This window comes from Rhodococcus sp. P3_B8, assembly GCF_056402775.1.
Genome location: NZ_JBFUGT010000362.1, coordinates 1 through 5,987, shown reverse-complemented (window position 1 = coordinate 5,987; position 5,987 = coordinate 1). Strand labels below are relative to the sequence as shown.

Annotated in this window: 5 protein-coding genes; 3 read left to right on the top strand and 2 right to left on the bottom strand. The window is 66.8% G+C overall.

All coding sequences use genetic code 11. From position 1 onward, the window contains the following. A partial coding sequence (locus tag AC1D1G_RS40300; protein ID WP_477956391.1) for a helix-turn-helix domain-containing protein occupies positions 1-147 on the top strand: 147 nt, incomplete at its 5' end. Between the two features lie 25 nt (positions 148-172). Here the strand turns inward: AC1D1G_RS40300 and AC1D1G_RS40295 are convergent. Continuing rightward, positions 173-739, bottom strand: coding sequence for a TetR/AcrR family transcriptional regulator (locus AC1D1G_RS40295; protein WP_477956389.1), 567 nt, complete (start codon positions 737-739; stop codon positions 173-175). Between the two features lie 204 nt (positions 740-943). Continuing rightward, positions 944-3,748 carry an aconitate hydratase AcnA gene (acnA, locus tag AC1D1G_RS40290; RefSeq protein WP_477956388.1) on the bottom strand — a complete coding sequence of 935 codons (2,805 nt, stop codon included), beginning with the start codon at positions 3,746-3,748 and terminating at the stop codon, positions 944-946. Between the two features lie 304 nt (positions 3,749-4,052). Between acnA and AC1D1G_RS40285 the strand changes: the two genes are divergently transcribed. Both AC1D1G_RS40285 and AC1D1G_RS40280 read left to right on the top strand, forming a co-directional pair. Beyond that, a complete protein-coding gene (locus AC1D1G_RS40285; RefSeq protein ID WP_283353654.1) occupies positions 4,053-4,658 on the top strand; it encodes an Rv1476 family membrane protein in 606 nt (201 codons plus the stop codon). Between the two features lie 381 nt (positions 4,659-5,039). Further along, positions 5,040-5,987 (top strand): coiled-coil domain-containing protein (locus AC1D1G_RS40280; protein WP_477956390.1); only part of this gene is annotated, 948 nt, incomplete at its 3' end.

The following is a 5,987-nucleotide window of genomic DNA, read 5'->3' as shown; positions in this document are numbered from 1 at the left end:
GAGCTGAAGGAGCGCTACCAGGCCGGAGCGAGTATTCGTTCCCTCGCCCGGGAAATGGGGAGATCGTACGGATTCGTCCGCAACATTCTCGCGGAGTCCGAGGTGGAGCTCCGCGGACGAGGCGGAGCTCACCGTCGCAAGACCTGACCGGTCTCGGTGGGGGAGTGCGGTGTCAGTCGCGGCGTCGGACGGATTCCTCGACGAGGTCGAGCACGGCCGACAGGTTGTCGCCGGCGTGCCCGGAGGCGATGCGCGCGACGAGGCCGTCGAGAACCAGGTCCAGGTAGCCGATCAGGACGTCGGTCGGGACGTCGTCGCGGAGGCGGCCCGCGGACTTCTGCCGCGCGAGACGCGCCATGGTCGCCTCGGTGAGTTCCGCCGACCGTTGTGACCAGCTTCTGCGGAAGTCGGGATCGTTCCGCAGCCGTCGGGCGATCTCGAGCCGGGTTCCCAGCCAGTCGAACTGTTCGGGCTGGGCGAGCATGTCCCGCATCACCTGGACGAGGCCCTCGTGGGCGACGACGTCGGCCATCCTGGTCGCGTCCTCGTGGGCGAGCGCCAGGAACAAGCCGTCCTTGTCCTTGAAGTGATGGAAGATCGCCCCGCGTGACAGTCCGGTCACTTCTTCGAGCCGGCGGACGGTGGCGCCGTCGTAGCCGTATTCGGCGAAGCAGCGGCGGGYGCCGTCGAGGATCTKACTGCGCCGTGCCGCGAGATGGTCTTCACTGACCTTGGGCAAAGTGCCTCCTTCGTCGGCCTGTGAGTGTTTTCGGCCCTCGACATCTGAGGGTCACCGAATGCACGAAGCGCGCACGACCACCTCGATCGGGAACAGCGGAGCTCCCCTGAAACTGGTCGTGCGCGCTTCGTACCTGCCATGGCCGAAAACACTCACAGGTGCGTAGCGCCTGTGGGCCGAAAGCTCGCACAGGCGCGGTAGCGCCTAGCCCTTGATCATGTTGCGGAGCACGTACTGCAGGATGCCGCCGTTGCGGTAGTAGTCGGCCTCGCCGGGCGTGTCGATGCGCACGACCGCGTCGAAGACGACCTTCTCACCGTTCTCGCGGGTTGCCGTGACCTTGACGGTCTTCGGCGTGACACCCTCGTTCAGCTTCTCGACGCCTTCGATGTCGAAGACCTCGGTGCCGTCCAGCTTCAGCGACGCAGCGGACTCGCCGGCCGGGAACTGCAGCGGCACGACGCCCATGCCGATGAGGTTGGAGCGGTGGATGCGCTCGAACGACTCGGTGATGACGGCCTTGACGCCGAGGAGGCTGGTGCCCTTGGCGGCCCAGTCACGGGACGATCCGGAGCCGTACTCCTTGCCGCCCAGCACGACCAGCGGGATGCCGGCCTTCTGGTAGTTCTGCGACGCGTCGTAGATGAACGCCTGCGGGCCGCCGTCCTGGGTGAAGTCGCGGGTGTAGCCACCGGAGACGTCGTCGAGGAGCTGGTTGCGCAGACGGATGTTCGCGAACGTGCCGCGGATCATCACCTCGTGGTTGCCGCGACGCGAGCCGTAGGAGTTGTAGTCCTTGCGGTCGATGCCGTTCGCATCCAGGTACTGCGACGCAGGCGTTCCGGCCTTGATGTTGCCTGCCGGGGAGATGTGGTCCGTGGTGACCGAGTCGCCGAGCAGCGCGAGGACGCGGGCGCCCTTGATGTCGCTGACCGGGGTCGGCTCCTTCGGCATGCCGTCGAAGTAGGGTGGCTTCCGCACGTAGGTGGAGTTGGCGTCCCACTCGAAGGTCTTGCCCTCCGGGGTGGGCAGTCCACGCCAGCGCTCGTCGCCCTTGAAGACGTCCGCGTAACCCTTGACGTACATCTCCTGGCTGATCGAGGAGTTGATGGTCTCCTGGATCTCCTGGGGAGAGGGCCAGATGTCCTTCAGGAACACGTCGTTGCCGTCGGCGTCCTGGCCGAGGGCGTCGTGCTCGAAGTCGAAGTCCATGGTGCCGGCGAGGGCGTACGCGATGACCAGCGGCGGGGAAGCCAGGTAGTTCATCTTCACGTCGGGGGAGATGCGTCCCTCGAAGTTGCGGTTACCCGACAGCACCGCGGTGGCGGTGAGGTCGTTGTCCTGGATCGCCTGCGAGATCTGCTCGTCCAGCGGGCCGGAGTTGCCGATGCAGGTGGCGCAGCCGTAACCGACGAGGTAGAAGCCGAGCTTCTCCAGGTACGGCCAGAGGCCGGACTTGTTGTAGTAGTCGGTGACGACCTGCGAACCGGGAGCCATGGAGGTCTTGACCCACGGCTTGGCGGACAGGCCCTTCTCGACGGCGTTGCGGGCGAGCAGGGCGGCGCCGAGCATGACCGACGGGTTGGACGTGTTGGTGCAGGAGGTGATCGACGCGATCACGACGGCACCGTGGTCGAGGATGAACTCGCCCTTGTCCTCGGACAGAACCTTGACCGGCTTGGTCGGGCGGCCCTCGGATCCGTTGGCGGCCGACTGCACGTCGACGGCGCCGTCGTCGGCGAACGACAGGGCGGCGGGATCGCTCGCGGGGAACGACTCCTCGACGGCCTCGTCGAGCTGCGAGTGACCCGTGGGGTGGTGCTCCTCCACGTAGTTGTGGATGTCCTTGCGGAACGCGTTCTTCGAGTCCGACAACAGGATTCGGTCCTGCGGGCGCTTCGGGCCTGCGATGGACGGAACCACGTCACCGAGGTCGAGTTCGAGGTACTCGGAGTACTCGGGCTCGTGGTCGGCGTCGTGCCAGAGGCCCTGTTCCTTCGCGTRCGCCTCGACGAGTGCGAGCTGCTCCTCGGAGCGGCCGGTGAGGCGGAGGTAGCTGACGGTCTCGGCGTCGATCGGGAAGATCGCGGCGGTGGAACCGAACTCGGGGCTCATGTTGCCGAGCGTCGCGCGGTTGGCCAGCGGAACCTCGGCCACGCCCTTGCCGTAGAACTCGACGAACTTGCCGACGACGCCGTGCTTGCGCAGCATGTCGGTGACGGTGAGGACCACGTCGGTGGCGGTGACGCCGGGCTTGATCTCACCGGTCAGCTTGAAACCGACGACGCGCGGGATCAGCATGGAGACGGGCTGGCCGAGCATGGCGGCCTCGGCCTCGATGCCGCCGACGCCCCAGCCCAGCACGCCCAGGCCGTTGACCATGGTGGTGTGCGAGTCGGTGCCGACGCAGGTGTCGGGGTACGCCTGGCCATTGCGGACCATGATCGTCCGGGCCAGGTGCTCGATGTTGACCTGGTGGACGATGCCGGTGCCCGGGGGGACGACCTTGAAGTCGTCGAACGCGCCCTGGCCCCAGCGGAGGAACTGGTAGCGCTCACCGTTGCGGGAGTACTCGATCTCGACGTTGCGCTCGAAKGCGTCGGCGCGGCCGGCGACGTCGATGATGACCGAGTGGTCGATGACCATCTCGGCGGGTGCGAGGGGGTTCACCTTGTTCGGGTCGCCGCCGAGTGCGGTGACCGCTTCACGCATGGTGGCGAGGTCCACGATGCAGGGGACGCCGGTGAAGTCCTGCATGATCACGCGGGCAGGCGTGAACTGGATCTCGACGTTCGGGTCGGCCGAGGGATCCCAGCTCGCGATGGCGCGAATGTGGTCGGCGGTGATGTTCGCGCCGTCCTCGGTGCGAAGCAGGTTCTCGGCGAGAACCTTCAGTGCATAGGGCAATTTTTCGGTGCCGGGCACGGCCGAGAGGCGGAAGATCTCGTAGGAGTTCTCACCGACCTCGAGGGTGCCTTTGGCGCCGAACGAATCAATACTCGTGCTCACGTCAGCTCCACTCGTCTATGAGGGTCGCCGCCGACGGGGCTGTGTCGACGGCTGCAGGCACTGCGGGCACGGCTGATCCGTGTGCGCTGTCGTGCTAGCGATGACGGAATCGGCCCATACCGCGGTACCTCCGATAGTCTAACAGTACGCTTGTCCTGTGAGAATTCGGGGGGAATCGAGCGTGTACCCCCGGCGATTCTCCTCGACCCCGATGCGGGACGCGCGCGGACGGAACGGAACTTCGGGGACTCCTCACGTAGTGTTCACGCGAGGCTTACGTTCCTACAGCAAACCCGGATGAGAGATGCCTGCCCCTATCGCCACCGCACTTCCTGCCAGTGTCATGCTCCCCGTCCAGTCGGCCCTCCCGTTGTCGACGGACCTTCCGGAAGACATCGACGTCTCCGACGTGGTCGCGGACGTGTCCGACGACGGCGTGTCGGCGCCGTCCGACGAGGCGAGTGAACTCGCCGCCGTGGTCGACCGCGCCGCCGACCACGGGATCGAGCTGAGCATCGTGGTGCTGGACGAGGATCCCGGCCGCGATTCGCAGCTGCGCGACCTCGCGACCGAGGTCGGGGCGGAAGAAGGCGGCACCGTTCTGGTGCTGAGTCCCAGCTGGGTCGGCACGTACAGCGATTCGATCAGCCGGGTCCTGCTCGAATCGGGTCAGGACCGCACCTACACCGGCGATGCGGTGGTCTCCGCCAATCACTTCGTCGACGAGGTGATCGAGCCGGGACCCCCGTGGGCCCTGATCACGGCCGTCATCGTCGCGATCGTCGTGATCGCGTCGGCCGCCACGTTCTTCGCGAAATCGCGCCGGGCGTCCGGATCGCGTGACGACACTGCGGAAAAGGGCGACAACGCCGCGGGGGCCGGCACGTCGTACGAGCGACAGAAGCCCTGACGCCTGCCGAATTTCCGGGATAACTCGGCGGCAATTTCACGATTCGTCCGACTGTGGCCGCTGCCTGCGTCGATGCGCGTAAATAGCGCCGACGATTCACAGTTCGACATTTCCGCTGGTCAAATTACTCATGTGTTATTTGTGACTAAAGTTTCCATAGAGTCCGGAAGTGTCGTACGGTGCATTTGGCGCTCTTGGGGAAGAAGTGTCGCAGGCTGGTGATTGACGTCCAGAGTGACGACGATCCGGCGTATGTCGGTGTCGCCGAAGCATGGGAAGGTGTGGCTGCCGCAAATTTCTCCCCACGACGAGCACGGCGCGGTGTGCGTGATCGGTGCAGAACCGAGGGAGAGAGTTGTGAAGCGACAAGCACGAGCTGGAGTGGGGCACCGTAGCTTCTCCCGCGGGCACACTCGCACGGCGCGCCTCCTGATCGGATTGGGCATCGTCGGAGCCCTGGTCGGCAGCACACCCGGCCTGGCCGCAGCCGTACCGCCCCCGCCACCGAATCCGTCCGACAACGACATCGCGCAGGCCCAGACCCAGGTGTCGGCGGGCCTCGGGCAGGTCAGCGAACTGATCAACCAGGTCGCCTCCGCGGATCAGCAGCTCGCTCAGCTCGACAACGAGGTCGCCATCAAGCGCGAGGACGTGAACCGGGCTCTGGTCGATCTGCAGAACGCCCGCAGCGCCGCCGATCTGGCGGCCAACGTGGTCGGGGCCTCGCAGCAGGCGCTGCGCGACGCCGGGGCGCAGATCGAACTCGCGCAGAAGGACTTCGACAAGTACGCCCGGTCGAGCTACACGCAGGGCACCAACGTCTCCTCGATCTCGACGTACCTGGGCGCCCAGGGGCCCGGCGACGTCCTGGATCGCGCGCAGGTTCTGAAACTCCTGGCCACCAGCCAGAACGCGGTGCTCGAGGGTCTGCAGCGGGCACGGACCGCGCAGGCCAACAAGGATTCCGCGGCACGCGAGGCCAAGCAGCAGGCGGACGTGGCCGCCGACCAGGCCGCGGCGAAGAAGTCGCTCGCGGAGCAGGCGATCGCGGTCGCCCGTTCGGCGCTGCAGGATCAGGCTGCCAAGAAGGCACAGATCGAGAGCAACCGCGCCGCCGCGCAGGCCCAGCTCGACGCCGCCCGCGGGAACGTCGCGGGGCTGCAGGGGCAGCGTGAGGCGTACGCGACGTGGGAGGAGCAGAAACGCGCCGAGGACGCGCAGAAGGCGGCCATCGCCGCCGCGGCCCGGGAAGCCGCGACACAGGCCGCCGCGCGGGTCGCCGCCAACGAGGCGGCTCGACAGCGCGCCGCGGAACTCGCCGCGGGGCAG